At 63.0% G+C, this 26,740-nt stretch carries 26 protein-coding genes; 10 read left to right on the top strand and 16 right to left on the bottom strand.

Translation table 11 applies throughout. The features are described 5' to 3' along the window. On the bottom strand, positions 1-1,238 hold a 1,238-nt coding region (locus L6D81_RS25445; RefSeq protein ID WP_236182409.1), incomplete at its 3' end, for an acetyl-CoA C-acetyltransferase. 177 nt (positions 1,239-1,415) lie between these two features. Here L6D81_RS25445 and L6D81_RS25440 point away from each other — a divergent pair. The 4 genes from L6D81_RS25440 to L6D81_RS25425 all read left to right on the top strand — a co-directional run bounded on the left by L6D81_RS25440 (position 1,416) and on the right by L6D81_RS25425 (position 7,286). Beyond that, positions 1,416-2,768, top strand: coding sequence for a 3-oxoacyl-ACP reductase (locus L6D81_RS25440; RefSeq protein WP_236182408.1), 1,353 nt, complete (start codon positions 1,416-1,418; stop codon positions 2,766-2,768). 2 nt (positions 2,769-2,770) lie between these two features. Continuing rightward, entirely contained in the window at positions 2,771-3,625 is an 855-nt protein-coding gene (locus tag L6D81_RS25435; RefSeq protein WP_236182407.1) for a MaoC family dehydratase, read from the top strand. Between the two features lie 306 nt (positions 3,626-3,931). Further along, positions 3,932-5,488, top strand: a complete 1,557-nt coding sequence (locus L6D81_RS25430) for a collagen-like triple helix repeat-containing protein (protein WP_236182406.1) — start codon at positions 3,932-3,934, stop codon at positions 5,486-5,488. Between the two features lie 127 nt (positions 5,489-5,615). Beyond that, on the top strand, positions 5,616-7,286 hold the full coding sequence (locus L6D81_RS25425; protein ID WP_236182405.1) for a ShlB/FhaC/HecB family hemolysin secretion/activation protein: 1,671 nt from the start codon (positions 5,616-5,618) through the stop codon (positions 7,284-7,286). 37 nt (positions 7,287-7,323) lie between these two features. Here the strand turns inward: L6D81_RS25425 and L6D81_RS25420 are convergent, their stop codons facing one another. Genes L6D81_RS25420 through cpaB form a run of 8 tightly spaced genes read right to left on the bottom strand, consistent with a single transcriptional unit; the run spans position 7,324 to position 14,790 of the window. Then, positions 7,324-7,596 carry a DUF3613 domain-containing protein gene (locus tag L6D81_RS25420; protein WP_236182404.1) on the bottom strand — a complete coding sequence of 91 codons (273 nt, stop codon included), beginning with the start codon at positions 7,594-7,596 and terminating at the stop codon, positions 7,324-7,326. 16 nt (positions 7,597-7,612) lie between these two features. Next, positions 7,613-8,335: a tetratricopeptide repeat protein gene (locus L6D81_RS25415; protein WP_236182403.1), complete on the bottom strand. Its 723-nt coding sequence runs from the start codon at positions 8,333-8,335 to the stop codon at positions 7,613-7,615. 28 nt (positions 8,336-8,363) lie between these two features. Continuing rightward, on the bottom strand, positions 8,364-9,248 hold the full coding sequence (locus L6D81_RS25410) for a type II secretion system F family protein (RefSeq protein WP_236182402.1): 885 nt from the start codon (positions 9,246-9,248) through the stop codon (positions 8,364-8,366). Position 9,249: 1 nt separating this feature from the next. Next, positions 9,250-10,134: a type II secretion system F family protein gene (locus L6D81_RS25405; RefSeq protein ID WP_236182401.1), complete on the bottom strand. Its 885-nt coding sequence runs from the start codon at positions 10,132-10,134 to the stop codon at positions 9,250-9,252. An 18-nt stretch (positions 10,135-10,152) separates the two neighbouring features. Continuing rightward, positions 10,153-11,421, bottom strand: a complete 1,269-nt coding sequence (locus L6D81_RS25400; RefSeq protein ID WP_236182400.1) for a TadA family conjugal transfer-associated ATPase — start codon at positions 11,419-11,421, stop codon at positions 10,153-10,155. Next, a complete protein-coding gene (locus L6D81_RS25395) occupies positions 11,418-12,608 on the bottom strand; it encodes a CpaE/TadZ family protein (protein ID WP_236182399.1) in 1,191 nt (396 codons plus the stop codon). Before L6D81_RS25395 ends, L6D81_RS25400 begins: the two co-directional genes overlap by 4 nt. After that, positions 12,605-13,828, bottom strand: coding sequence for a type II and III secretion system protein family protein (locus L6D81_RS25390; protein ID WP_236182398.1), 1,224 nt, complete (start codon positions 13,826-13,828; stop codon positions 12,605-12,607). The genes L6D81_RS25395 and L6D81_RS25390 overlap by 4 nt, the downstream gene beginning before the upstream one ends. 20 nt (positions 13,829-13,848) lie before the next feature. Continuing rightward, positions 13,849-14,790 carry a Flp pilus assembly protein CpaB gene (gene cpaB, locus L6D81_RS25385; protein ID WP_236182397.1) on the bottom strand — a complete coding sequence of 314 codons (942 nt, stop codon included), beginning with the start codon at positions 14,788-14,790 and terminating at the stop codon, positions 13,849-13,851. 340 nt (positions 14,791-15,130) lie between these two features. Here cpaB and L6D81_RS25380 point away from each other — a divergent pair, with 340 nt between their 5' ends. Continuing rightward, positions 15,131-15,340, top strand: coding sequence for a Flp family type IVb pilin (locus tag L6D81_RS25380; protein WP_373874345.1), 210 nt, complete (start codon positions 15,131-15,133; stop codon positions 15,338-15,340). A gap of 63 nt (positions 15,341-15,403) precedes the next feature. Further along, positions 15,404-15,811, top strand: a complete 408-nt coding sequence (locus L6D81_RS25375) for a response regulator (RefSeq protein ID WP_236182395.1) — start codon at positions 15,404-15,406, stop codon at positions 15,809-15,811. Positions 15,812-15,833: 22 nt separating this feature from the next. Here the strand turns inward: L6D81_RS25375 and L6D81_RS25370 are convergent, their stop codons facing one another. After that, on the bottom strand, positions 15,834-16,610 hold the full coding sequence (locus L6D81_RS25370) for a response regulator transcription factor (protein ID WP_276574243.1): 777 nt from the start codon (positions 16,608-16,610) through the stop codon (positions 15,834-15,836). 126 nt (positions 16,611-16,736) lie between these two features. Then, positions 16,737-17,207, bottom strand: a complete 471-nt coding sequence (locus tag L6D81_RS25365; RefSeq protein ID WP_236182393.1) for an A24 family peptidase — start codon at positions 17,205-17,207, stop codon at positions 16,737-16,739. A 75-nt stretch (positions 17,208-17,282) separates the two neighbouring features. Here L6D81_RS25365 and L6D81_RS25360 point away from each other — a divergent pair, with 75 nt between their 5' ends. Further along, on the top strand, positions 17,283-17,729 hold the full coding sequence (locus tag L6D81_RS25360) for a TadE/TadG family type IV pilus assembly protein (protein WP_236182392.1): 447 nt from the start codon (positions 17,283-17,285) through the stop codon (positions 17,727-17,729). Then, positions 17,726-20,473: a PAS domain-containing sensor histidine kinase gene (locus L6D81_RS25355; protein ID WP_236182391.1), complete on the top strand. Its 2,748-nt coding sequence runs from the start codon at positions 17,726-17,728 to the stop codon at positions 20,471-20,473. Before L6D81_RS25360 ends, L6D81_RS25355 begins: the two co-directional genes overlap by 4 nt. Here L6D81_RS25355 and L6D81_RS25350 read toward each other — a convergent pair. The 5 genes from L6D81_RS25350 to L6D81_RS25330 form a co-directional block, all read right to left on the bottom strand. Further along, a complete protein-coding gene (locus L6D81_RS25350) occupies positions 20,470-22,467 on the bottom strand; it encodes a pilus assembly protein TadG-related protein (protein ID WP_236182390.1) in 1,998 nt (665 codons plus the stop codon). The genes L6D81_RS25355 and L6D81_RS25350 overlap by 4 nt on opposite strands. A gap of 151 nt (positions 22,468-22,618) precedes the next feature. Then, positions 22,619-23,176 carry a DUF4136 domain-containing protein gene (locus L6D81_RS25345; RefSeq protein ID WP_236182389.1) on the bottom strand — a complete coding sequence of 186 codons (558 nt, stop codon included), beginning with the start codon at positions 23,174-23,176 and terminating at the stop codon, positions 22,619-22,621. 53 nt (positions 23,177-23,229) lie between these two features. Next, complete coding sequence (locus tag L6D81_RS25340) at positions 23,230-23,844, bottom strand: DUF4136 domain-containing protein (protein ID WP_236182388.1); 615 nt, start codon at positions 23,842-23,844, stop codon at positions 23,230-23,232. A 12-nt stretch (positions 23,845-23,856) separates the two neighbouring features. Next, positions 23,857-24,606 carry a methyltransferase gene (locus L6D81_RS25335; RefSeq protein ID WP_236182387.1) on the bottom strand — a complete coding sequence of 250 codons (750 nt, stop codon included), beginning with the start codon at positions 24,604-24,606 and terminating at the stop codon, positions 23,857-23,859. Continuing rightward, complete coding sequence (locus L6D81_RS25330; protein ID WP_011332275.1) at positions 24,606-24,908, bottom strand: MazG-like family protein; 303 nt, start codon at positions 24,906-24,908, stop codon at positions 24,606-24,608. The genes L6D81_RS25335 and L6D81_RS25330 overlap by 1 nt, the downstream gene beginning before the upstream one ends. Before the next feature lie 143 nt (positions 24,909-25,051). Between L6D81_RS25330 and L6D81_RS25325 the strand changes: the two genes are divergently transcribed. Together L6D81_RS25325 and L6D81_RS25320 are read left to right on the top strand one after the other, a co-directional pair. Further along, positions 25,052-25,345, top strand: a complete 294-nt coding sequence (locus L6D81_RS25325; protein ID WP_007951010.1) for a hypothetical protein — start codon at positions 25,052-25,054, stop codon at positions 25,343-25,345. A gap of 37 nt (positions 25,346-25,382) precedes the next feature. Continuing rightward, entirely contained in the window at positions 25,383-26,732 is a 1,350-nt protein-coding gene (locus tag L6D81_RS25320; RefSeq protein ID WP_236182386.1) for an MATE family efflux transporter, read from the top strand. Positions 26,733-26,740: the final 8 nt, after the last annotated feature.

The following is a 26,740-nucleotide window of genomic DNA, read 5'->3' as shown; positions in this document are numbered from 1 at the left end:
GCACAAATCGAAATCAACCCCCGCCCCTGCCCCGCCGCATCCAGCAACTTCGCCAGGTTCACCACGATCCGCCCGCCCGTCGCGGCAAACGGATGCCCCGCCGCCAGTGAGCTGCACTTGACGTTCAAGCGGCTGCGATCAATCGAGCCCAACGGCGCGTCCAGCCCCAGCCGGGTCTTGCAGTACTCCGGATCTTCCCAGGCCTTTAACGTGCACAGCACTTGCGCGGCAAAGGCTTCGTGGATTTCGTAGTAGTCGAAGTCCTGCAAGGTCAGCCCATTGCGCGCCAGCAAGCGCGGCACCGCATAGACCGGCGCCATCAGCAGCCCTTCGGCGCCGTTGACGAAGTCCACCGCCGCCGCTTCGCCGTCGCGCAAGTACGCAAGGATCGGCAGACCACGTTCCTTCGCCCACGCCTCGCTGCCCAGCAACACCACCGACGCACCATCGGTCAGCGGCGTGGAATTGCCGGCGGTCAGCGTGCCCTTGGCGCTCTTCTCGAAGGCCGGTTTCAGGGTTGCGAGTTTTTCCAGGGTCAGGTCGGGGCGCAGGTTGTTGTCGCGGGTCAGGCCGAGGAACGGGGTCATCAGGTCGTTGTGCCAGCCTTCGCTGTAGGACGCCGCCAGTTTGTGGTGACTTTCGAAGGCCAGTTGATCCTGTTCTTCGCGGGGAATGTTCCAGGTCTGCGCCATCAATTCGCAGTGCTCGCCCATCGACAGGCCGGTGCGCGGTTCGCCGTTGCGCGGGAATTCGGGGATCAGGTGTTTCGGACGCAATTGCAGCAACGTCTTGAGTTTGTCGCCGGTGGTCTTGGCGCGGTTGGCTTGCAGGAGGATCTTGCGCAGACCTTCGCTGACGCTGATCGGCGCATCCGACGTGGTGTCGACACCGCCGGCAATGCCGCATTCGATCTGGCCGAGGGCGATCTTGTTCGCCACCAGCAGTGCGGCTTCCAGGCCAGTGCCGCAGGCCTGCTGGATGTCGTAGGCCGGGGTGGCCGGTGACAGGCGCGAGCCGAGCACGCATTCGCGGGTCAGGTTCATATCCCGTGACAATTTCAGCACCGCCCCCGCGACCACTTCACCGATGCGCTGGCCGTGCAGGTTGTAGCGTTCGATCAGGCCTTCGAGGGCGGCCGTGAGCATCACCTGATTGCTCGCGGTGGCGTAAGGCCCGTTGGAGCGGGCGAACGGAATGCGGTTGCCGCCAATGATCGCGACGCGGCGCAGCTGACTCATGAAAGGCTCCTTGTGAAATATCCGGTCTGAAAATCGAGCGCTGAAAACCCGGTCGGGCCACAAAAGCGCCGAGGGCAAACTACTCTGCTGTTCTAGCGTAGGCCTTATTGCGTGGATCGAACGATTGATTGCCCTTCGCAGTCCACACTTTGAACCCCATCTTCTGGAGAGCGTTCCATGTCTGACCGCTATATCGACTTCGCCAACTCGTCCATCGGCCACCGTCTGGTCGGGGCCCTGGGCCTGCCGTCGCCGGTGCGGCTGGAACGCTGGCAGGCCGGGCGCCTGCGGCCGGTAGAGGGTGCACTGCTGATCGGCGGCGGGCCGCTGGCCGAACGGGTCAGTGCATTCGCCAACCGGCTGACCGATGCCATTTATCGCTACGGCGACCAGCCGGCGAGTGCCACCCAATGGATTCCCGGCCATGGCCCGAAACTCAAGGCAGTGGTGTTCGACGCCAGCGATCTGCAGCACACCGACCAGCTCAAGCAACTGCGCGAGTTCTTCCAGCCGCTGATGAAGAACCTCGACAGCAGCGCGCATCTGGTGATCCTCGGCCGCGCCCCGGAAACCCGGGGCGAACCATTCGCCGCCAGTGCACAGCGCGCACTTGAAGGTTTTTCCCGCTCGCTGGCCAAGGAACTGCGCAGCGGCGGCACGCTGCAGCTGATCTACGTCGGCGAAGGTGCCGAGGATCAGCTCGAAGGGCCGCTGCGGTTTTTCCTGTCGCCAAAAAGTGCGTTCGTCTCCGGGCAGGTGATCCGGCTGACGGCCTGCGCCACTCAAGTCACCGACTGGACGCGCCCATTGGCCGGACGCAAGGCGCTGGTCACCGGTGCGGCGCGAGGCATCGGCGCCTCCATCGCCGAAACCCTGGCCCGGGACGGTGCCGAGGTGATCCTGCTCGATGTGCCGCCCGCGAAAACCGATCTCGAAGCCCTGGCCGCTCGCCTCGGCGGGCGCGCCATCACCCTCGACATCTGCGCCGAAGACGCGGCCGCGCAATTGATCGAACAACTGCCGGACGGCCTCGACATTCTGGTGCACAACGCCGGCATCACCCGCGACAAGACCCTGGCCAACATGACCCCGGAATTCTGGGACGCCGTGCTGGCGGTCAACCTCAACGCGCCGCAAGTGCTGACCAAGGCCCTGCTCGACAGCGGCACCCTGCGCGATAACGCCCGGGTGATCCTGCTGGCATCGATCAGCGGCATCGCCGGCAATCGCGGGCAGACCAACTATGCGGCGAGCAAGGCCGGGCTGATCGGACTGGCCCAGGCCTGGGCGCCGACCCTGCTGGAACGCGGCATCAGCATCAACGCCGTGGCGCCGGGTTTCATCGAGACCCAGATGACCGCGCACATCCCGTTCGGCCTGCGTGAAGCCGGGCGTCGCATGAGTTCGCTGGGCCAGGGCGGCCTGCCGCAAGACGTCGCCGAAGCCGTGGCCTGGCTGGCACAACCGGGCACCGGCGCGTTCACCGGGCAAGCGCTGCGGGTGTGCGGCCAAAGTGTTCTGGGGGCCTGAACATGACCATCGAATGGAAAACGCTGCACCGCGAACCGAGCCTGCCGGGGTTGTATGCCCGGGCGGCCACCCGACGCAAAATCACCGGCACCACCCTGCCCACCAGCGGCTTGCGTTGCGCCGTCGAGGTGGAGGGCAAACGGCTGGCGGCCTACCGCAAGGTCTGCGGTTTCGCCGATGACGGCCTGCTGCCGCCGACCTATCCGCATATCCTGGCGTTCGCCCTGCAGATGCAGTTGCTGACGGCCAAAGACTTTCCGTTCCCGCTGCTGGGGCTGATTCATCTGAGCAATCGCATCCGCGTATGGCGGCCGATGGGCGGGATCAGTCGCGCGCAAGTCAGTGTCCGGGTGCATAACCTGCAACCCCATTCCAAAGGCGCGACCTTCGACCTGCTGACCACCCTCGACGATCAACTCGGCCCGTTGTGGGAAGCCGAAAGCCGGATGCTCTGTCGCGGCGTGAAACTTGAAGGCGAACCGATCGAACAGAGCTGGGAGCCGTCGCTGCCTCTGGCGCAGGTCGCGCAATGGAAGGCGCCGGCGGACATCGGCCGGCAGTACGCGAAAGTCTCCGGCGACTACAACCCGATCCACCTGAGTGCCGCCAGCGCCAAGTTGTTCGGTTTCCCTACAGCCATCGCCCACGGTTTGTGGAACAAGGCCCGCACGCTGGCGGCGCTGGCGGATCATCTGCCCAAGGCCAACCTTGAGGTCACCGTGCACTTTCGCAAACCGGTGCGCCTGCCGAGCGAGGTAAACCTGTTCGCCAGCGCCGCCGGTTCCAGCGGTGAGTTACGCCTGATCGGCGCCGGGGATCTGGAGCACATGGTGGGCAATTGGCAGCCGGTAGCCTGACATCGGGGCCGGGATAACCTGTTCAATTGTGTATATATCACTAAAGTTTTCCCGCGCCGCACACGCCTCCCGCGTCAAAACCCAGCCTTGATTTTCAAGGCTTTTTTTTGCGCGCCTATATCCTCGGTATTAGTCGTTAGGCGGCACCGGCGGCCACCTGCATAAAGGCGTTAATACCAACTTGAGAATGGCATGGATCCGGCCTTGCGACTGATATGAGCACAACGGACGAAGGCACTGCCGGCAACAGAATCGGCGGGCCATCGAAAACAACAAACGTTGTGACAGGTGCAAGGAATAACGCTCATGAAAACTCAGATGAAAGTTCAAGCGGCGTGGTGCAAATCGGCGACGGCACTGGCCCTCATTCTCTCCCTCGGTCTGACCGGTTGCAGCAGTGGCGGCGGTGGTCATCACAGCAGCTCCGGCAGCTCTTCCCCCGACAGCTCGACTGCGGGTACTGGCGGCACCGGTGGCACGGGTGGAACCGGGGACACCGCGGGCACTGGCGGTACCGGTGGCACGGGTGGCACTGGCGGAACGGGAGGGACGACGGATCCAACCAACCCGACCAATCCCACCGACCCGACAGATCCCACCAACCCCACCAATCCGGGCACTCCGACACCTCTGGTTACCACCACCCTGGTGCAGGACGTCGGCAATACCGTCAGCGGCGTCGGCGATGGCGTCGGCCAGGTCGGTGACTCCCTGAGCGGCGTGCCGGTCGTTGGCGGTGTGGTGCAAAGTGCGGCCCGGACTGCCGGCAACGTAGTGACCACGCTGGGTGACGGCGTAGCCAACGGCATCGGCAAACTGGCGACCACCGACAATGGCCTGGGCGTCACCGCTTCGGCAGTCGGCGGCGTGGTGCAGGATGTGGGTAACGGCGTGTCCGACCTGAGCGGCAAGCTGGCCACTGCCACGGGCAGCGTTCCCGTGGTCGGCGGTGTGGTAACCAAGGTCGCCCCAGTGCTCGACGGTGTCGGTGAACGGGTCACCATGCTCGGCGACACCCTCAGCACCGCCACCACCACCGGCCCGCTCGGCTCGGTTACCAAAGAAGTCGGCAACAAACTGGTGCCGGTGATTGCCATGGTTGAAAGCACCACGGACAAACTCGGCAGCGCCACGGGGCTGGGCGATCCGTTGAACGGTTTGATTCAGAAAGTCGGCAGCACGGTTGATGGTGTGGGTGACAAGGTGACCGTTGCGGGCAACGGCAACGCACTGACCAACACCGTCGGCGGGGCCCTGAGCAATGTCGGCACCGCTGTCGGCAAGTCCGGCGGGCTGGTCGACAACGGCACCGGTTCGGGAACGGGCGTCGGTGGCGGCCTGGGCAGCAATGGCTTGTTGCAAACCGTTGGCGGCGCCGTGGTCAACGTCGGCGCCGGCTTGAGCAGCGGCAATGGCACCCTCGCCGCACCCGGCGGCGTGCTGGCCGCGGCGGGCAATACCGTGGCCTCGCTCAATACCGTGCTCGGCGGTTCGGGCTCGCCGATCACCAGCCCGACCACTCCACTGGCAACCCTGGGCAACAACGTGGGTGCCGGGCTTGCGCCAGTCACCACGGCGGTCACCAGCCTGACCCAGAATGTCGGTGCCGCCACCGGGCTCGGTACTCCGGTCGCCGGCCTCACCGGCCAGGTCGGCGGTGCCGTCGGCAGTCTCGGCAACACGATTGCCAGCACCAACAGCAACCCGGTCGTGACGGCGGTCGGCAACACCGTCACCACGGTGGGCAACACGGTCACTGCAGTCGGCGGACTGGTCAACGGTGGCACCGCCACCGGAACTGGCGGCGGACTGGGTGGTGTCCTCGGCGGTCTGACCGGCGCCCTGGGCGGCAACAAACGCTGAATTGCACCTGGCCGATTCGACGGCCGAACCTACAGCGCCTACGCTTGGTTGAGGGCGGAAGATTCCCACGAGTCTTCCGCTTTTTTCTTAGGAGAACACCCACTGGGGTTTGAACATGGAGTGTCCTATGCGCGTTATGGCATCCCTGCTGTTTCTCAGTCTCAGTTCCACAGCCGTCGCCGACACCCTGCCCAGCTTTCTCAACAGCAACGAAACCATCCGCAACCTGCCGGTGCCGAACCTGCCCGCCGACGCCTACCGGCCCAACGCCGCGCCGCTGCAAGTGCCGGATCCCGGCGCCACGGCCGCCCAGCCGTTGCTGATGAGTACAAAGATCAACCTCAGGACCGTACAGATCGAAGGCGGCACGCTCTACCCGCTGAACGACCTGGCAGAGATCTATAAACCCCTGATCGGCCGCCAGAGCAGCCTCGCCGATCTGATCGAAGCCACCCGCAACATCACCCGTCGCTACCAGCAGGACGGTTATCTGCTGTCCTACGCCTTCCTGCCACAACAGAACTTCGACGACGGCGTGGCGCGCGTCGTGCTGGTCGAAGGCTACGTGCGGGACGTGCAGATCGCGGGCGACGTCGGGCGGGTCAAGGCCCTGCTCGAGCGACTGGCCGCCAAGCTCCAGGCCGAGCGCCCTCTCACACGCAAGACCTTCGAACGCTACACCACACTGATGACCCGCATTCCCGGCGTCACGATCCAGGCCCAGGTGCCGCCGCCCGGCACCACCGACGGCGCCACCACGCTGATTGCCCAGGCCAGCCGCAAACCGTTCACCAGCACCCTGAGCGCCACCGAAGACAACCGCAACGGCACCCAGGCTTTGCTCGGTGTCAGCAGCAATTCACAAACCTCGATGGGCGAACAACTGAGCCTCAGCGGCCTGTTTCCACCGGGGGATGACCACGAGCGTTACTACCGGCTGGACTACAACCAGTTCATCAACGACGAGGGTGCGCAACTGAGCCTGTCGGCCTCACGCTATCGCGCAGATCCCGGCACCAATGTGCTGCTGAACAACGGTCTGGAACTCAAGCCGCACCGCGAAAACGATCGTTACTCGCTCGGCTTCAGCCTGCCGCTGATTGCCGCCTCGGATGAATTGCTGACCGCCGGATCGCGCCTGTACGCGGTCAACGACAAGACCCGCTACAAGGTAATTGGCTACCCGCTGAGCGTCGAAGAACGCACCGACATCCGCGCCCTCGCCTTCGAAAGCGACTGGCGCAAGGTCGATGCCCGGCAACTGCGCATTCTCAGTGGCGGCGTGTATCAGGGCTTCGACAGCCTGGGTGCGCACACCAACAACAGCGCCATCGACCTGGATTTTTTCCGGGTGCGTCTGTCGGGAGTGCAAAGCGACAAGTTCCTCGACAACTGGCAAGGCGTACTGTCAGCCGCGTTGTACTGGAGCGACGACACCCTGCCCGACAGCGAGCGCGCGGTGTTCGGCGGGCAGAATTTCGGTCGCGGTTATCCCGACGATCAGGCATCCGGCGACAAGGGCTGGGGCGTGGCTTACGAAATCAACTACAGCTTCAACCGCGACGGCAACTGGGTGCGCATCCTGCAACCGTACTTCGTGCTCGACCGCTCGCGCAGCTGGTTCAATGAATTGCCGGTGCAGGCCAACAACCTGTCATCGGCGGCGGTCGGCCTCAGATTTGGCGATGCGAAGTACTACAACATCGCCCTGGAAGCCGCCAAGGCGATGTCGGATGAAGCGCTGGATACCTTCAATCGCCGGCCGCGTTACAGCATCAGTTTCAGTTATCAGCTGTAAGCCATCGTCGCAGGCATCCCCGGTTGCCTGCGACGAGCTAGTCATTCGTCTCGATCTTGCCGCCGACATCCGGGTCGTAGAAATCGGGGATTTCGTACTTGTACTTCTTCAGCCAGCGCTGCATCGCCAGCTCACGCTCGGTAGCCGTGGCCGCCTGCGGATCGGGAGACGCGGCCTTGTTGCGGCTTTGCAGCAACAGCCAGCCTTCGGTTTCCTGCTGCTGGGCCGAGGCCGGGCCGGCGTCGATGGCCAGGGCACCGAGCGGCAGAGTCAGCAGGCTCAGGCAGCACAGGGTCTTGAACGTATTCATGGCACCTCCTTGAGGCTCACTTGATCGTCGCCGGTTGCGCGTCAACCGCGACCGCGACCTGATTGCCCGCAACGGGTCTGGCCCTGACCGGCGACTTGAGTTTCTCCGCGCGCTCCTGGGCATCGGTGAACTGCTCCGGGGTCAGATGCGCCCGGCTGACCACTTCGGCGGCTTGCTGCCAGTTGTTCTGGTAGAGCAGCAGGGTGACCAGATTCAGCGTCGCCAATTGATTGTTCTGTTTCAGCTCGATGGCCGTCAGGAACTCGAAGCGAGCGTCTTCGAGCCGCAACTGATTGAGGTACACCACGCCCAGGTCATTGCGGATGTTTTCATTGGTCGGCGCCAGCCGCGCCGCCCGCTGCAGGTGGGCCTGCGCCTGGCCGTTGTCGCCACGGGCGGCGTACAACTGGCCCAGGCCATGTTCGGCGTCGGCGTTCAGGCAGGTACCGAGCAGGCTGCGATACAACGGCTCGGCTTCACTGCGTCCCAGCAGGCGATAGACCTTGGCCTTGCGCAGACGCACCTCGACGAGGTGGTCGGGCAAACTCTGCAGGTTGGCCAGGCTGGCGTGCAGCTTGCCGTCGTTGACCAGGTCATCGGCCAGGTTCAGCGACAGCTCCTGTTCGGAACTCAACTTGCTGCAGCTGGCCGGCGCCAGCATTGTCGTCCACGGCGCCTGACCGTCCGTTGCGCAACCGCCAAGCAGCAACAGACTTGCCACGACCATCAGTGCTTTCATCAATCGCTCTCCATCGCCATTGTCATTGTCAGGACGCAAATGCCCGGGTGATCGCGGTAAAACCAGGGCCCGCCAAAACGATCAGCAAGGCCGGAAACAGCAGCAGCATCATGACCACCGACATCTTCGCCGACATCTTCGAGATGTATTCCTGCAAGCGTGTCAGGCGTCGGTCATCCAGCAGTTGCTTGAGCGTCAGCAGCGACTTCATCGCGCCGCCGCCCTGCTGAATCAGTTGTTGCAGGATCACGCACGTGTCGGTGAATTCATCCACCGCCAGCATCGCCGCGGCCTTGTTCAGTTCCTGGCCGAGTTCCAGGCCCGAGTCGACACGGGCCAGAATCAGGCGCAATTCGCTGGTCAGTTCCGGCAGCAGTTTTTGCCCCTCGATACTGAGCACACGCAAAGCCTGCTCGACGGCCATGCCGGACTCGAACAGGATCCGCAGCAGGGGAATGAACGTCGACACTTCCACCGCAATGATTTTCTGCCGGCGGGCAGTGGCATACGCCAGCAGGCGTTTGGGCAGCAGATAGCCGACGCCGGTGGCGATCATCGGTACCAGCCAGCCGTTGGGTGCGAGGGGGAAAAACACCTCCTTCAGAAACAGGCCCAGCCCCAGTGTCAGCAGCGGCGTACCGATCTGGCAGGCGGCAAACAGCGAACGCTCGCTGGCCCGACGCCAGCCGAGACGACTGAGCAGGGTCTGGGTTTCGCTGTCGATGCTCACCGAGCGCTGGCCGAACCGGCTGCTGCCCAGCGCCCGCAGCCAGTTGCCAAAGCGGTTCTCGCGCACCAGCTGCCCCTGCAGACGCTGATTGACCTGACGCACCCGCCGCCGCTCGGTCAGCAGGTGATTGCCGACCAGCAACAGCGCCCCGAGCAATAGCATGAGACTGGCCAGCATCAGCATGTCAGACACTCCTCAACATGCGCCACAGCGCCAGGCAACCGGAGACCTGCAGCACCACCGCGACAATCAGCATGGTCCGACCGCCCGCGTCGTTCCACATGCCGAGCATGTAGCCGGGATTGGTCAGCATGAAGTAACTGACCAGAATCACCGGCAACGATCCGAGTACCCACGCGGTCATCCGTGTTTCGCCGGTCAGGGCACGCAGTTGGCGGGCACCCTGGTCGCGTTCGCGAATCAGTTTGATCAGGTTCTCCAGCAGCTCGCTGGCGTTGCCGCCGTAGCGATGGTTGACCTTCAGGCCCAGAGCGAACATGCGCAGTTCGTCCTGCTCGTAGAGCTCGGCGAAATCGCTGACCGCGTCCGGCAGGTTCACCCCCAACTGGACGTTGCGCTGCACCCGGCCCATCGCGGTTTTCAACGGATCCTCACTGGTTTCGATGCCGCCCATCACTGCATCGCTCAGGGTCCGCCCGGACTTGAGGCTGCGCACGGTGTGGTCGAGCAACTGCGGTAACTGTTCGATCATCCGCTTGAGCCGACGCCGGTACAGCCAGGCGATGTACAACCGCAGAATCAGCGGCGGTGCCAGTATCAGCAGCAACAGGCCGATCCAGTCGGCCAGCAGATAACCGAGCATCATGCCCACGCCCCACAACGACAGCCAAAGCCCGAATCGCTCGCTCGGCCGGCCAAGGCCTGCCCGCAGGAACATCCGCTCCAGCCCGGTCCACGAGGTTTTTCCGGCCGTTGCTTGCGGTTGCCCGGCGGCGAGGCGAGAGAGCACCCGTTCGTTGGCAGTCTTGCGCACGCCCTGCAGGAACAGGCGAATCGACAATCCCAACAGCAACAGGCAAAGGACAATCAGGATCACCGGTGCGATCATGACGAAGCCTCCATGCGCTCAGCCCAGACTCGACTCGTGCCGCAACTTGTCGCCGGCCGGATTGACGGCTTCGCGCAGGAAGCCGAAACCGGTACGTCGATCCAGACGGAACAGAGTATTGGTCACGTAGACGTCTTCGCGCACGCCGACCACTTCCACCACCTCACTGACACAGCGGCGGCCGTCGGGCATGCGGGTCAATTGAATGATCACGTCGAGCGCTGCGCAGATCATCTGCCGCAGGGTGCGTTCGGCCACGGTGCGCCCGGTCAGGCCGACCAGAGTTTCCAGACGCAGCAACGCATCCTGGGCATTGTTGGCGTGCACGGTGCTCATCGAGCCGTCGTGACCGGTGTTCATCGCCGTGAGCACGTCGAGCACTTCGACGCCACGGATTTCGCCGAGAATGATCCGGTCCGGACGCATCCGCAGGGCATTGCGAATCAGGTCGCTGGCCTTGACTTCGCCATGGCCCTCGGCATTCGGCGGCCGGGTTTCCAGACGCACCACGTGGGGATGCCCGAGCTGCAGTTCGGCGACGTCTTCGATGGTCACCAGCCGTTCGTGTGGGTTGATCAACTGGCTGAGGATGTTCAGCAACGTGGTCTTGCCGGTGCCCGTGCCGCCGCTGATCAGGATGTTGCAGCGCTTGCCGACGGCCTCCTGAAAGCACTCGAAAATCGGCAGGTCGATGGTCTGCATGGCGATCAGGTCGCTGCTCTTGAGCATGTCCTTGCGGAATTTTCGAATCGACAGACAGGGGCCGTCGAGGGCGATCGGCGGGATGATCGCGTTGACCCGGCTGCCATCGGGCAGGCGTGCATCAACCATTGGCGAAGATTCGTCCAGTCGCCGACCGAGCGGTGCGAGAATGCGCTGCATGACCCGTTCGACGTGGTGCGCATCGATAAAGCGCAGGTCACTCTGATGCAGTACGCCGTCACGTTCGACGAACACCCGGTGCGGGCCGTTGACCAGGATTTCGGTCACGGCGGTATCGCGCAGCAACACTTCCAGCGGGCCGAACCCGGTCAGCTCATCGACGATTTCTTCGCCCAGCCGCTCCATCTCGTAACGGGAAATCGCCAGGTGCAGACGGGCGATGTATTCGGCGACCTTGTCGGTGACGAATTGCGCCAGCAACTGCCGTGAACCTTCCAGCAGGTTTTTCCCGGATTCCTCGATGGCATCGATGATGTAGCGATGCAGGACCAGCTTCAGGCCTTCGTGATCGGCGTTGCCCGATTGGCCACTCGCCGGCGCACCGAAAAGTTTTTCCGGGCTCATGAGGTGCCTCGCAACCGGTCGAACCAGGAGACCTTGGGTTTGGCCAGCCCTTCGGAGCGTTTGGCCAGCCGTTCGCCGAGCACCCGCAGGCTCTGGGTGAGTTTCTCTCGGGGCGCCAGTTCAAACAGGCTGACCCCCTGATTCTTGGCGTTCATGCGCAGCTCCGGACTCAAGGCCAGCACCGCGATCACTTCCAGGTTGAAGGTCTTGCCGAGGGTGTCCGCATCCGGCGCGACATGGCTCAGATAGCGGTCGACCAGCAGCCGACCGTGATCGAGCTTCATGCCTTTTTCCCGCCACAGGTTGAATAGCGCCAGGTTGCGCCGGCAATCGAGCACGTTCTGGTCGGTGTACCAGATCAGCTTGTCGCAATGGCTGACAAAGGTACGCAGGGCCTCGCTGTCAGGCTGGCCGGTGAGGTTCACGACGATATGCTGGAAATGCTGGCGCAAGGTGCTGAGCAACATGAACAGCTCGGCGGCGCTGGTGTTTTCCAGTGGTTCGTCATTGTCGGCGTACGCCAGAATCCGCAGCCCCGCTTCGGCGCTGGTGAACGCACTGTCGATCAGCGTGGCGTCGATCCTGCGCAGGTGGCGCAAGGCGTCGCCGAAGTGGAACGAACTCTCCAGTCCCAGCAACGCCAGGCTGTCGCCACGAGGCAGCCCGAGATCCAGCAGCAGCGTTTGCTGCCCGCTTTTTTGCACCACCAGTGCCATATGGTTGGCCAGCAGTGCGCCGTCGGAACTGCTCTGTACGCCGTACAACGCCGTCAGGGCACCCAGTTGCGCGTTGTGGGTCACCGGCGGCAGGCGCTTGCTCAAGCGGCGCACCAGCCCGGCCACTTCGCTGGAGCGCGAACCATAGGCGACGAAATCCCTCGCCCCGGCGCGCATGGCATTGAGCACCAGCTGGTTGTCCATACCGTCGCCGAGGGCAACGATCGCCAACATCGGCTTGGCCTCCAGCGCACCTTCGATCAGCGCGCTCTGGGCTACCACGTGTTCCCGGTCAAGGCCGACGAACACCAGGCTGGCGAAGGTGACGTCCACCAGTGCGAGCAATTCGTCGAGACTGCCGCCACCGGCACTGACCACCTGGCCCAGCGGCGCAAGTGCGCTTTGCAGCCACTCCAGATCGGTGCTGTTGCGGGTGATGGCGAGAAAGGTCTGACTCAGGTTCTGGCTCATTGGGACAACCCGCTGCGCTTGTCGAAGTTTCCGTTTTCCAGGAAAAACATGCGGTAGAAATTCGGGTCGTAGTTGCGCAGTTTTTCACCCGGCAACGATGGCAGTTGTGCCTCCGCCGAGAGCGGACGCACCAGGTGCGGGGTCACAATCATCAGCAGCTCACGCTCTTCGCGTTTGATCTGCGAGCTTTTGAAAAAAGCCCCGAGCACCGGGATATCGCCCAGCCCTGGAAACTTGTCGACCTGGGAACTGTTGGAGGTGCTGATCAAACCGCTGATGACGAAACTCTCGCCATCGGCCAAGGAAATGCTGGTGTCGGTGCGGCGGATGGTCAGGGCCGGCACGGTGGTGCCGGCGATGTTCACCGCGTTGCTGAAATCCAGTTCGCTGACCTCCGGCGCCACTTTCAGGGCGATGCGATCGTGGCTGATGATGGTGGGCGTCAGGGTCAGGCGGATGCCGAACTCCTTGTATTCGATCGACACGTTGTCGCTGCCGGAGCTGGGCACCGGAATCGGAATCTGCCCGCCTGCGAGGAAGCTGGCGCTCTGCCCGTTGAGGGCCACCAGGCTCGGCCGCGCCAGGGTGTAGGCGAAGCCGCTGCCCTCCAGGGCATTGATGATCGCCATGGTCTTGCCGCCGATCCACGAGAAGTTGAACAGCGAGTTGTCCACCGGCAACCGCGGCTGCGGGACGCCGTCGATGGGCGGCAGTGTTCCGGGCGAGCCGAAAAGGAAATTGCCGCGGGTGCCGATCAGCGAAGCCGAGGCCTGTTTGAGCTTGGTGCGGCTGACTTCGACGAAGCGAATATCCGTCTGCACCTGGGAGGGCAGCAGCGCATCATCCGACGGCAGCGCACCGGTGTTGGTGAGGGCCGAGGTCGCGGCGCCCTTGACGAACACCATGCTCTGGCGGGGCTCACTGGAGCAGCCGGTCCAGACCATCAGACTGGTGGCGCCCGGCGCCACGGCGGTGAGCAGGAACGATGAGTTGCCATTGGCATGCACGTCGGCGATTTTCGGATCGCCAATGGCCAGGCGCGTAATCGCCACCGGTGATTGCATGTCCTGCTGCCAGCCTTCGTTGATCTCGATCACCGCAGGCAAGCGTCCGAGGGCCGCGCAGTTGCCAGTGGCCGCGTGCGCGGCATTGATTGACAGTCCCATCACCAGCAAGGCCCGGAGCACGGGATTGAAGATCGGCCAGGAACGACTCTGCATGCACTTGGATCCTTGCTCAATCATGGTTTTTTTGGGGGGGGCTGATTGCCGCGAATCACTTCCACCGCGGACCGAACCGAACCGCCGTGTTCGCCACCGGCCGCGGCCTTCGGCGCTGTCCCCAGCGCCAGTTGAGTGAACTGGAAAAGCTGGCTGTTGGCGGCCACCAGTTTGTCCGGCGCCTGACGTTCGCCGGCCCAATACCTGGCCAGGCGCTGTTCTTCGCTGCTGCGCACGGCCAGGCGCAACGTCCCGACCTGGGTGGCGAGCATCATTCGACTCAACAATTGTTCCGGCACCGCCAGCACCACGGTGCGCGCGGTGAGCCGGCGCTGGTCCTGTTTGATCTTGTCGTCGGCACTCATTGCAGGAGCGGACGGCTGGCCGTCGTTGGTCAGGCCGTACTGTTCGCCGACACCGAGCACACGCATGGCCGGCACCACAATCTGTGCCGACTGCTGCGGGTTGCTGGCGTCCTGGCGCAGGAACAACAGCACGTCGACGTAATCCCCGGGGATCAACTGCCCGGCCGCGCCGATCACTTCATCGACCGACACCGCCAGTGCGCGCTCGTCACTGTGGATCATGCGCGCCAGTGTGCCGCCGGCTTCAAAGCTTTCTTCGTTGAGCCAGGTGCCGGCACTCAGATGGCGCCACGGTGTGCGGCCCACAGCCTGTTCGATTGTGCCGAGGCTGCCGGCGGGGGCGCTGAGCAGTTTTTCAACGGCCAGATCGGCGGCAGTGAGGGGGGTGAAGGGCGGGACGTCTCGCACCAGCACCACGACGGGCTGGCGGGTCTGGTCTTCGGCGGCAGCGACGGTTTTTTCGACCGTGACCACGGTCGGTGCGGGAGCCTCGGCAACCGGAGCGGGATGCCGGCTGAGCACCAGGCCCCAATATCCGACAACGATGGCTCCCAGTAAAAGCACCGCTGCAAGGCCCATGGTCACACGACTGTTCATGACGGCTCTCCCTTCCCTGCTGCACTACCAGCCCGCACTTCCTACCTAGGGAACTTCGCAATCAGGCAGCTATGAACATCCAACTATTTCGCTATTTCCACGCTAGCTGAAATAAGCCAAAACGCCATTACTGACAGGCAAATTACCCACGAAAGTATGGGTGTTGGCCAATCAGCAGTCGAAATACAGGGAATGAAGGAGCGACTCATACTTTATGACTAATCCGTTCTTACAGTTGTTGGGTGGGGGTTTGTTGACAATGCTCAAATGGCACGGCGAACGCTTTGCCGCTGCTGTTACATCGGCGCCAGGAGCGCAAAGGAGTGGGCATATGTTGCGAATGATCGTTGATTATTTAATGGCCAGAGCTCTGCTGCTCTACAAACATGAAGACGGGGCTTCGGCCATCGAATACGCCATCGTCGTGGCCATGGTCGCCGTGGTGGTTGTCGCTTTCGTCACTCCGCTGGGTGATCGTATGCTGGCGATCTTCAACAACGTTCTGGTGTCGCTGGGCGGCACGGCGGAAACCCGGCCAACCGTCCCGTAATCGACAGCACCTTGCGGATGTCGGGCTGCACTCGATCTTCCATTCAGCCTTCAGGTACTGCCCATGAACGTGTCTTCTTCTGCCCGCCAACAGTTACTTCTGGTTGACGACGAAGAGGACGCGTTGCTGGAACTGGCGGAGTTGCTGGAAGGCGAAGGCTTCATCTGTCATACCGCGACCTCGGTCAAACTCGCCCTGCATCACCTGACCCGCCATCCCGATATAGCCTTGGTAATCACCGATCTGCGCATGCCGGAGGAAAGCGGCATGTCGCTGATCAAGCGCTTGCGCGAACACACCTCGCGTCAGCATCTGCCGGTGATCGTGACGTCGGGGCATGCGGACATGGAGGACGTGAGCGACATGCTGCGGTTGCAGGTGCTGGACCTGTTCCGCAAGCCGATCTATCACGTGCGGCTGCTGGAGACCCTGGACAATCTGTTTCCCAAGCCGAGGGTGAATGCCGGGTGAAACGAATGCCCGGCAGTCCGTTTCAGTGGGCAGTCACGCGCTGACGCAAAGCGGAATTGCCCGGCGATAACGCCAGCGCCAACTGCGTGCGGTTATGCATATGGGTCAGGCGCAACACCTGCGAAACATACAGCTTCACCGTGTTTTCGGTGATGCCCAGCTCACAGGCAATCTGATAATTGGTCTGTCCCTTGCCCACCAGGCGCGCCACGTCCAGTTGCCGTGGCGACAGCTGATTGAAGATCGCCGGGATCTCCAGTTCAGCGGTCTCACAGGTGGCTTCGTCACTGACGGGCGCCGGTCCGCGACGCACCTTGTCCAGATCCTGATAAAGATCATCGATGGACGAGGACAGCTCCTGAAGCTTGTGATTCAGATGGCCCAGTTGCAGGGTTTTCTGCCGCTCCTGCAGCACCGCTTCCTGCCGTTGCAGGCCTTCGAGCAATTCATCCAGATTGACCGGTTTCTGGTAGTAGTCGGCAATCCCGACGCGCAAGGCCTTGATCACGTCCTGCTTGTCGGCGCGACCGGTGAGCATGATGGCTTCGAACGCCCGGTGTTTGCCGGACAAACGCTGTAATTCCTGCACCAGTTGAATGCCGTCCATGTCCGGCATATGCAGATCGCACAGCACCAGACCGATCGCAGTGTCGTCCGTAAAACGCTCGATCGCCTCTTTGCTGGACTCGCACGGAACACAGCGGTAGCCGCTGCTCTCGAGAAATTCACAGAGCTCTTCGACGATCAGAGGCTGATCATCGACAACGATGACTTTTACCGCGGATATAAGCTTGTTCACATGCCACTCCATGCCCAGGCCAAAACTGACCATTCCTGCACTGTCAGCCGCTGACTGAATAACCCGTTACTTTTGAAGGTAGACGCACTTTCCGACTATGTACATAAGACGAGTGGCGCTTGACGACTAATGGATCCAGGGTAGTGCAAGCATGAATCCGATCAGCACGAACGGTGCAAATGGCAGCTTTTTTGACACGGATGGCGCCATATACCGAAGACGCGCCCTAAGCCCTTGACTCATATGCAGCCAGACTCTTGGCGCCAGCAGCATCCAGAGCAGACTCGCCGCACCGGCACCGATGAATATCCCGAGCAACGACAGGCCATCCGTCGAAAGGCCAAGAGCTGTCATTAGCTTTACATCGCCGGCGCCCATTCGCCCCATGAAATACCCTGGCAGCGTGAATGCCAGCGCCACGACACAGGCCCAGCCGCCCTGCACGGCTTCGGCCCCCATCCAGGTGGTACCGAAAGACAACAGATAGACCAGCGCGAGTGTCCCGACGCCCAGCGTCAGAACGTTGGCAATCCTTCGTTGCCGGGCATCCTGGGCGGCGCAGACCGTCAACCAGATCAGAAGGACAAGGCTTTGCATGCGGTAAAAACCGTCCGTTTTTGCTGAATGATTCTATGCTGATACTAAGCAGTGACTGTCAGGGTAGACGCACGGATGAAAACCGGCTCTCGGAAGGCGCAAAAAGGTGCGGTGGCGATCGAGTTCGCCCTGGTATTCGTGATCTTTTTCGCGGTGTTTTATGGCCTGATCAGCTACAGCCTGCCGTTCGTACTGATGCAGACGTTCAACCAGGTCACCGCCGAAGCGATCCGCCGCGCGGTGGCGGTCGACCCCACGGTTGCCAATTATTCGACTGTGCTGGTCAGCACCGCGAATGCCGCGTTGACCCAGCAATTGTCGGTGTTGCCGTCGTCGCTGAACGTGGTGGTCGGCACGGATACGTCAACGGTCTACGACCCGACTCAGGGCACGCTCACCGTCAGCGTCAATTACCCGGTGAGCAAACTCAATCAGGTCATCCCGTTTCTGGTGTTGCCGGGCGTCGGCGCTGTCCCCAGCCTGCCCGACAACCTGACCGCCATTTCGAGCCTGAAATTTTGACGCCGGGTGACAACCTGCTCGGCCGCCTGCTCAAGCGAAGCATGGTCGCCAGCGATCTGCCGGACGTGCTCGGCACTCCTCTGACGGGCCTGCATATCCACCTCGACAGCGAAGCTGGCGTGTTGCAAGTGGCCGGCCCGTTGCGTCTGCTGCTGGCGCAGCAGACGCCCCGTGACAAACCGTTGCCGTTGCACGAGTACGTGCTGGCGCACAGCACACTGGCCATCGAGGGTCGTCCGCAGGACTGGCAAGGCCAGCTGCTGGACCTGGACTTTCCCGGCCTGGGCGACCAGACCTTGCACCTGCGTGGCTGGGTCCAGCCGCTGGCCAATGGCTGGCTGCTGCAACTGATCGACATTGCCGACCTGTTGTCCGAACGCCGACAAGCGCATCAGCGCGAGGCATGCCACATGCTCGCCGAGCAGATCAGCAAGCAGTTGCGCAGCTGCAGCCTGGGACGGTTGCCGATACTCGTCAGCGAACAGTTGCAGGTGATTGCCCAGCGCTGGCAGATCCCGTGCCTGGCGCTCGCCCTGCTCGATGAACAGGAACAGGGCTGGCAAATCCATCAGCAATTCCACGCCCATGACGCCCCGGCGCTGTGGCATGACGGCCAGCGTCTGGGTACGCCGCTCGACAGCCTCAATGGCACCGGCCCGCAGCGCCTGGGTGAGCACTACGGCCAGTACGAACACTCGCGGGTCCAGGGGCTGTTCGGCAATGCCGAAGGTTTTGCCGTGCCCTACAGCGATGATCGAGGTGTGATGGCGTGGCTGCTCTGCGGTTTTTATGCGGTGGACAAGACCGCGCCGTATCTGACCGACCGCGACTGGCTGATGCTGGCGGGCGCACTGGCCGGGCCTCTGCTCGGTCGCTTGCGCGAACAACAGCATCAACTGCAACTGGAACGGCTGGAGTCGTTGCAGACGCTGCTCGGTACAGGCTGGTGGGAAATCAGCCACAGCGAGCAGATTCAACTGGCCCCGACGCTGGCCGCCATCCTGCAACAGGACAGCTCGACGCTGACGCTCGACGCCTGGCAGAGCCTGATCCATCCCGCCGATCGCGAGGAAGTCCGCAGCCGCCTGCAAGCCCTGCAACTGCACGGGGAAGTCCTCGACCTGTGCGTGCGCCTGCAGACTCGAGATGCCAGCCAGGCGCCGGCCTGGTATCGCCTTCAGGGGCAGGTGACCGGCACCGGGGAGCATCGGCGGCTGGCGGGGTTCATGCTCGACATCAGCGACATCAAGAACCAGCAGCAACGGGCCGCTGCCGCCCATGCACGGCTGGACAACCTTATCGCCAGCTCACCGGCGGTGATTTACGTCCAGCACTACGTCGAAGGCGCTTTGCTGCCGGCGTTTTTCAGCGCCAGCCTGCAACCGCTGCTGGGCTGGAGCCTGGAAGACTGCGACGTCAGCGGGCTGACAGAGCGGATTCACCCGGATGACCGCGCCCTGTATTTCGAGCGAACCCGGCAACTGCTGCGCGAAGGCTCGGTGCGCGCCCGCTATCGCATGCGCGACAGTCGCGGCGATTACCACTGGCTGCTCGACGAAGCCCGGCTGTTGCGCAACGACCTCGGCCTGCCGGTGGAAGCTGTCGGCTTGTGGCTGGACGTCACCGAAGCAACGCTGGCCGCCGAGCAGGTCAGACAGAGTGAGGAACGCTACCGGATTCTGGTGGAGGACTCACCGGCGATGATCTGCCGCTATCGCCCGGATCTGGTTCTGACGTTCGGCAACCGGCCGCTGGCGACCTATCTGGAATGCGCCCCCGAAGCCCTGGCCGGGGTCGATCTGGGCAGCTGGATGTCCGACGTTCAGCGCGCGGCCTTCGTTGAGCGCCTGGCGCAATTGACCCCGCAATCTCCCGTCAGCACCGCCGAAATCAACCTGCAATTACCGGGGCGCGAACATGCATGGTGGGTGTGGTCGGATCGCGGCGTGTTCGATGAGCACGGGAAACTGATCGAAGTACAAGCCGTTGGCCGTGACAACACCGAAGTGCGCCGCTCTCAACAGCAGCTCACGCAAAGCGCAAAAATGGCCACCCTTGGCGAAATGGCCACCGGCCTGGCCCACGAAATCAATCAGCCGCTGAACGTCATGCGCATGGCCATCGTCAACGTACAGAAGCGCCTGAGCAACGGCGATGCGCAGATCGATTACCTGACCGACAAACTCAATCGCATCGACGCCCAGGTGCAGCGCGCCGCAAAAGTAGTGGATCACATGCGGGTGTTCGGTCGCCGTTCCGAGATCGAGCAGCAACTGTTCAACCCGGCCAGTGCCATCGAAGGCACGCTGTCGATGCTGGCCGAAGGCATGCGCGGCAAAGGCGTGGATTTGCGCATCAGTGAAACCGCATTCGAAGTTCAGGTGCGCGGGTACGTCGATCAGCTTGAACAGGTGTTGATCAACCTGATGGTCAACGCCCGGGATGCGCTGCTGGGCAAACGCGAGTCCGACTCGGCATTCAAGCCGTGGATTTCGATCTACGCCGAACGCGACGAGCAGAACGTGCGACTGTGGGTCGAAGACAACGGCGGCGGTATCGACCCGCGCCTGCTGGAGCGGATTTTCGAACCGTTCTTCACCACCAAACCGATAGGTGTCGGCACCGGCCTGGGGTTGTCGGTGAGTTACGGGATCATCGAGAACATGGGCGGCCACCTCAGTGTGCGCAACTCGGTGGACGGTGCGCGGTTCTGCATCGAGCTGCCGATCGCCCCCGACGACTAGATCACCAGATAGGCCTTGCCGGTCTGGCCGCAGGTCATGTTGGCGCCGACGTCGACATCCATCAGGTTGATCCCCAGCCCCTTGAGCACATTGTTGAGCAGCGGATCCAGCAGCGGACTCACCACGTTGGTGATCAGCGGTTGCAGGATCGTCGTGACATCACTGATCAGGTTGGCCACGCCGGTGACGACCGCCCCCAGCGGGTTGCTGCCCTGGGGTTTGTAGACGGTCAGATTGATCCCGGCGAGGGTGCTTGCCAGGCTGTTGACGATGTTGCTGCTGGGGGCGGCGGCAATCACGCTGGGCGGCAGTTTCAGGTTGGGCGGGGTGGCGAACGGATTACCGCTGGAGAACACCAGGTTCTGGGTGTTCTGTGCCACGCTGGTATTGACCATGATCGCAATACCGCCGGCGCCATATGGCACGCGGGTGCTCGGGTCACAGCTGCCGATCCCCAGAATCTTGTGGCAGGTCACCGTGCCCAGATCCACCAGCGGCAGCGGTGTGACGGTGGGTTGGGCGGCAGATGAGAAGGCGTTGGTCGGGTCGATCTTGCCCAGCTTGAGGTCGGCAATCGAAGTGATGGTGTGTGCCGTCAGGCTTTTGGTCCCGGTGTTGTCGGTCGGGCAACTGTAATCGGTGACATAACTGATGGCACCGCCGGCATCCAGACTGATGTCGATTTGTGGCGAGGGCAGCAGTTTCGGATCCAGCTGCTCGCAACCGGCACCGAGCAGGCAGCCGACCGAATTCAGTGTGGCGACCAGATTCAGGCCCAACAGTGCATTGAGGGTCGGTGTCAGCGTGCCAACCAGCCCGAGTACCGCATTGGTCAACCCCGTCACCCCGGACAGCACCGGCAGATTCACCGAAAGCAGCGTGCGTATCTGCGCGGTGCGCACATAGATCCGGTTCGGCCCGGTGGGATCGGCCTTGGCCAGCGCCGGATCGCCGATAGCGGAAAACTGCGGCGGCTCGATGACTTTGACCCGCACCGTGACATTCGCCAGCCCCAGCACGCTGATCGGCAGGGTCGCGGCCACCGCACTCTTGCTGTTGGCCAGCTGAATCACGCCCTGGACCAGTTGCAGCAACTGCAGATTGGCATCCAGCCCGGCGGCCGTGGTGCCGGTCTGCAATTGCAGGATGTCGCCAAGCTTGACCGGCGCAGCATTGATCGCCGCCACTTGCAGCTGACCCAGCGCGGTAATCACCTCAGCGGTTGCACCGTTGAGCTGCACCGCCGTAATCGCGGCCTGGATCAGTTGCGTCACCGTGGCCTGGGTATTGAGCAACTGGCTGTAATTGCCGGCGGCCACGTTGAGGTTGATCGCCAGTTGATTCAGGTAGCTAAGCAGATTGATGTCGGTGTTGAGCAGGCCGTCCCAGCCCAGGGCCGTCAGGTTGACGTTGCCGCCAAGCAGTCCGGAAAACAGCGGGTTGAGGATGTTCGATTGCGCGGTGTTGATGCTGGCCAGGTTACTGCGGATGTTCAATTGAGCGACGGTTGGCCGGGGTTTGGCTGCCACTGCCGAAGCGTAAAGCACGGTGTTGAGACTGACCGGTGTACCACTGAACAGCGCCTGCACACCACCGGCAAAACTGGTGGTGACGGTTCGGTTGACCGCGACCTTGACCGCCTCCGATTGCGTCGCGTCCACCGTAAAGGTGCGAAGGCCGGTGGCGGCTGTCGCCAACCGACCGCAATCGATCACAAGGACGTTGGTGGCATCGGCGACAAACCCGTTGCGGGTCGCGCTTTGCCCCGCGTAACTGGCGGCGGTGAGGCCCGGCAGGCAGTTGCCGCCACGGCTGACGGCTTCGAGGGCGGCGGTGTCCACCAGACGCTGCAGTTTGCGTTGTTCCATGTACAGGCGACCGGTGTCCACGACCAGCAACATCAACACCAGCGCCAGACTGAGGGTGGCGGCCGCCATCAGGCCGATGGCTCCCCGCTGCCGGGCTGGCCCGCTGCACTGCGGATGACGCGACATGGCGCACTCCTTTGCCGGCGCACGGCCGGGCGCAACCTCCATGGATGGGTATGAGTGTAGACACGCGCAGACAACACTGCCGGCAACGCGCCATTCTCACCCGCCCATAAAAAACGGGAGCCATCTGGCTCCCGTACTTTTTTCAACAGACTCAACGCGGTGGATAGTTGGACAGGATCCGCGCCACGGTTTCGCGGATGGCATTGCTGCGATCCGCCGGGTTCGGCGTGCGGCTGAGCATTTGCTCGTCGCTGCCGCGCCACACCAGTTTGCCGTCCTTGCCATCGAGCAGATCGACCTGAATGGTCGCCACCTTGTAGGTGATGTTGCGGGTTTCGTTGTACATCGGGGCGCCCCAGTAACCGTTCCACGGGCCGCCCCAACCGCCGCCGTAGTTGGTGGTCACCTGTTGCTGACGGTCCTCGACGATCAGGTAGGTCTGCACAAACAGATCGCCTCGGGCGCCCGAAGCGGCCGGGCGCAGGCCACGCTGATCCAGTTGATCGGCGACGGCCTGACGGATGCGCTGCTCGGTCAGGTCGCTCTTGATCCGTGGATCATCGGGGCGGTATTGCAGGGCGGGGTCTTTCCAGCTCCAGCTGCGATAAGCGGCAAAGTCGCGGCTGGCGTCGAAATCATGATTGACCTGGTTCGAGGCGCAGGCACTGAGCAGCGCGACCACGACCAGTAAAGCAAGACGGCGGAACATGGTTTTTCTCCGGTGGAAGACATGAACCTGAGGGCGCTTTCATTTGCAGAAGGCTAACCGGGAGGATACGCCGACAGGGCCTTTTCGACAGCCTGCCGAATCGCATCGGTGCGATCACTTTGCTTGCCCTGGGTGCCGGTTTCGGCGCTGGCGCTCCAGACTGGTTGACCACTGCCGGCGTCGAACAGATCGACCCGCACCACCACGACCTGTTCCTGATAGGTACGCACGATCGGCACCGTGTTGTACATCCCGTAACCGCGGCCGTAACGGTCATAACCGCCGTATCCGCCGCCGTAGTAACCGTAATCGTCCTGCACCTGACGCAGGCGGGTTTCCAGGCTCAGGTGGGCACTGACCAGCAGATCGGCGGGGCGGTTGTCATGCAGCGGGCGCAGGCCGCGCTGGTCCAGCGCACTGCTGACAGCTTCGGCCACTTGCGCCGAATCCGCCCAGGCCGTGCCCGGCGGCAGCTGACCGTTGAGCCACGCCCAACTGCGATAGCGCCCGTAATCCCGAGGCGGCGCAGGATAAGCGCTGCGGTCGAAAGTGGTCGCTGCCTGCGGAGGGGCCGGCGGCAACGGTCGCGACTGCGCTACGTAGGGGTTGCTGCCCTGGCAAGCGGCCAACCCCAGACAGATCAGCAGTAACCCTGAATGACCTTTCATATCTCGCTCCGATCAGATCGGCCGGCAGATCCAGTGCAAGTAACGCCCAAGCCCGGCGAAGCCTGGGTGACGACGGTGGGCGAGTTCCATCTCGAGCAAATCAGTCAACTCGGCGCGGGCCTGGAATTCCACCGGCATGTAATCGTGGAAAACCCGCACCCCGCTCTGGGTTTCGACCTGCCACAACCCGGTGAGTTGCGTCGCCAGTTCCCGTGGATCGAGCGGCTGCTGCGGGGTCAGGCTCTGCTTTTCGCCGGCCATGTCGTTCTTGCGCATTTTCTTGAAATGGCCTTTGAGCAGGTTCCGGTAAATCAGCGCATCGCGGTTGTAGAACGCCAGCGACAGCCAGCCGCCGGGTTTGGTCAACTGATGCAGCACCGGCAGGATCGCGTGGGGCTCGGCCAGCCATTCCAGGACCGCATGGCACAGCACCAGATCGTAGGGTTCGGTGAGCTGGCCGAGCAGTTCCTGCCAGGGCGCTTGAATGAACGTCGCGGTTTGCCCGGCTTCGGCAAAGCGCTGGCGTGCGCCTTCGAGCATCGGTTCGGCCGGCTCGGTAAAGGTCACCTCGTGCCCGCGCTCAGCCAGCCACAACGACATGTGGCCCAGGCCGCCACCGATGTCCAGCACCCGCAACGGACGATCCGGCAAGGCTTCGGCGAGGTCAGCCTGCAGCACCGCGAGACGGATCGCGCCTTTGGCACCGCCGTAGATTTTCTCGGCGAAACGGGTCGCCAACTGGTCGAAATGACGGTCGCTCATCAGCTGAACCGCCGTTCGCTGTCGGCGAGTTTGCTGCGCACCACTTCATTCATGTCCAGGCCCAGCTCGCTGCACAGCAGCAACAGATAGAGAACAATGTCGCCGACTTCCTGGCCGGCGTGGGCGAGTTTGTCCGCCGGCAGTTCGCGGGACTGGTCTTCGGTCAGCCACTGGAAGATTTCCACCAGTTCGGACATTTCCACACTGGCGGCCATGGCCAGGTTTTTCGGGCTGTGAAATTGCCGCCAGTCATTGCGGTCGCGAATGGCGTGCAGGCGTTCGGTCAGTTCAACAAGGTTCATCGGGCTCTCCTGAAGGCGTATAGCTTCGGGGGGATGCGGAGCGAAGGCAAGCGCCAGTCGCCCGGTAAAACCCTCTATGCTTGCAGGGAACTCGACCGCCCTCGCTGCGGCCCAAGGCTCAGCTCTTTCATCAGGAAACAGACATGCAGGTAGAAAGCTTTTTCGAATGGCTCGGGCAGGCGCTCGGCTCGATCATCCGCTTCATCGTCGACGGCCTCAGCGGCCTGTTCAATCTGCTGGGCAACGCCGGTGGCAACTTTGTCGACGGGCTGTCGAAGGCGCTGGGCATGGACACCTCGATCATCAGCATCATCGCGCTGATCGTCGGCCTGATGCTGCTGTGGTCGGCGATTCGCGCGTTCATGAATGCCTCGATCATCGCCGGGATCATCTGGTTGCTGCTGGGATTGTGGCTGCTGAGCTGGATCATTCACTGACGCCTCCCGTTACAATGCCGCTCCCCAAGGAGCCCGCATGTCCAACCTGATCGCCGACTGGCGCGATCGCCCGACCCATCGCCGGGTCTGGGCCCTCGCCGCCCCCATGATCCTGTCCAACATTTCCGTGCCGCTGGTGGCACTGGTCGACAGCACCGTCATCGGCCATCTGCCCCACGCCCATCAGCTGGGCGCGGTGGCGGTGGGCGCCAGCCTGTATACCTTTCTGGCCTGGGCCATGGGGTTTCTGCGCATGGGCACCACCGGGTTCGCCGCCCAGGCCGCCGGACGCAGCGACGGTGCGGCCTTGCGACAGATTCTGCTTCAGGGTCTGCTGCTGGCGATGGGGCTGGCGCTGCTGCTCGGAACGCTGGGCGTACCGCTGAGCGGGGTTGCGCTGCACTTCATGCAACCGTCGGCGGAACTGGATCAGCTGACCCGCGACTTCTTCCACACCCGGCTGTTCGGGCTGCCGGCGGCGCTGGCCAGTTATGCGCTGGTCGGCTGGTTCCTCGGCACCCAGAACGCCCGGGCGCCGCTGGCCATTCTGCTGAGCACCAACCTGATCAATATCGTGCTCAACCTGTGGTTCGTGATCGGCCTGGACTGGGGCGTGGTCGGTTCGGCGCGGGCCTCGGTGATCGCCGAATGGAGCGGCGCCCTGCTCGGCCTGTGGATGACCCGCAAGGCGCTTCGTGCCTATCCCGGCCACATCGCCTGGGCGGCACTGAAGGTCTGGCAGAGCTGGCGTCCGCTGCTGGCGGTCAACCGCGACATTTTCATTCGCAGCCTGGCTCTGCAATCGGTGTTTTTCCTGATCACCGTGCAGGGTGCCCGGCTCGGCGATGCCACGGTCGCGGCCAACGCGCTGCTGCTCAACGGCCTGCTGCTGACCGCCCACGCACTGGACGGTCTGGCCCACGCCGTCGAAGCCCTGTGCGGCCACGCCATCGGCGCCCGGGATCGTCTGGCCCTGCGTCGTTCGCTGGTGGTTGCCGGTGGCTGGTCGTTGCTGGCGAGCCTGGGCTTTGCCGCACTGTTTCTGCTGGCCGGCCACTTGTTCATCGCAATGCAGACCGACATCCAGAGCGTGCGCGATACCGCGTTCATCTACCTGCCCTACCTGGCCGTCCTGCCGTTGATCGCGGTCTGGAGCTACTTGCTCGACGGCCTGTTCATCGGTGCCACCCGCGCCCGGGAAATGCGCAACGGCATGCTGGCGACCGTGATTCTGCTGCTGCCGATCGCCTGGGCGCTCCAAGGTCTGGGCAATCACGGCCTGTGGATTTCATTCCTGCTGTTCATGGTGCTGCGCAGCCTGACGCTCGGGGGACTGGCGTGGTGGCTGCGGCGCACCGATGGCTGGTTCAACGGTGCCGCTCACTGAAGCGACGC

The sequence above is a fragment of the Pseudomonas sputi genome, from assembly GCF_021603585.1.
Lineage (GTDB): Bacteria > Pseudomonadota > Gammaproteobacteria > Pseudomonadales > Pseudomonadaceae > Aquipseudomonas > Aquipseudomonas sputi.
Note: the sequence above shows the minus strand (reverse complement) of the source record. Positions and strands in the feature narration are given on the sequence as shown.